The organism is Curtobacterium sp. B18, assembly GCF_000333375.1.
Classification (GTDB): domain Bacteria; phylum Actinomycetota; class Actinomycetes; order Actinomycetales; family Microbacteriaceae; genus Curtobacterium.
This window is the reverse complement of record NZ_BACZ01000571.1, coordinates 1-949: the sequence shown is the minus strand read 5'-3', so window position 1 is coordinate 949 and position 949 is coordinate 1. Positions and strand designations below refer to the sequence as shown.

Genomic DNA, 949 nt, shown 5'->3' with positions numbered 1-949 from the left:
GGCAGCATTCAGCAGGTCCGCAAGGACGCTGGNCCGGATGAACAACAGACCCCCGGCTGCGATCGCTGCCGGGCCGAGAATGAGACCTGGTACCCACATCGTCACTCCTTGTCGCGTGGAACAAGCCCCACGGGCGCGTGTCTGTGAGCACGGTCGGCATCTTCTCCGCTTTCACGGTCTCGCCGGCGAGCGAGCTGCTGGCGGAGCTTGTGGATGAAGGTGGCTTCGAGGAAACCGGCCAAGGCCAGCGCGGCGATAGCGAAAAGCACGTTCGCCGGGGCTTGGGCTTGGTTGAAGACAATGATCGGCAAGCCGACCACGAAGGCCGCGCCCACGATGACGTTCATCCACGCGCCCACCAGACCCCCCGGCGCGTCAGGCACTCCATCCATCCATCGATCCGGCACCAGCCAGACGCTACTCCCTGTGTCTCACCGGCCGGAGCGCAGCTCCGTTGAGGGTTGACGTCACCCATAGAAGGGTCGGATGCGACTCGGGTGGTTTAATCATCGGGCGACGCCCACGTGGGCGATTTAGGGCAGGCAGCTCCGTCGCTCGCTGACTGCCGCACCCCGACCTACTCCATGACCCAAGGACGCGACTGCGCGTCCTCGCGGAGCCGATCCCGGAGCGCAGCACGGTCTACCCCGACCTGGAGTGCGCACCATGCACGCACTACGAGAACGCGAGCTGCCCGCCGAGCCCGTCGTAGTTCCGGACGCGGCTGCCGGTGATCGCGAACCGGAAGATCCGGTCGAACACGACGGCGTACTGCACGAGGCGCGCGTGGTCGCGGATCGCGCGCTGCGCGTCCTGGAGGCTCGCATCCGGCAGCGCCGAGAGGGTGCGTTCCAGCCGCACCGACTCGCGGAACGCGGTGAGGTCGCAGCGCAGCTCCTCGAGCGAGTAGAGGAAGAACGGCATGCGCTGCTTGATCATGAACGGGTCG

2 protein-coding genes are annotated in these 949 nt (G+C 66.6%); both read right to left on the bottom strand.

Going from position 1 to position 949, the window contains the following annotated elements; translation table 11 throughout:
- Positions 1-101: 101 nt before the first annotated feature.
- A complete protein-coding gene (locus tag I5E_RS15410) occupies positions 102-347 on the bottom strand; it encodes a hypothetical protein (protein WP_148286995.1) in 246 nt (81 codons plus the stop codon).
- Between the two features lie 328 nt (positions 348-675).
- Positions 676-949, bottom strand: a 274-nt coding sequence (locus I5E_RS15405) for a DUF6421 family protein (RefSeq protein WP_031262915.1), incomplete at its 5' end; no start/stop codon positions are given.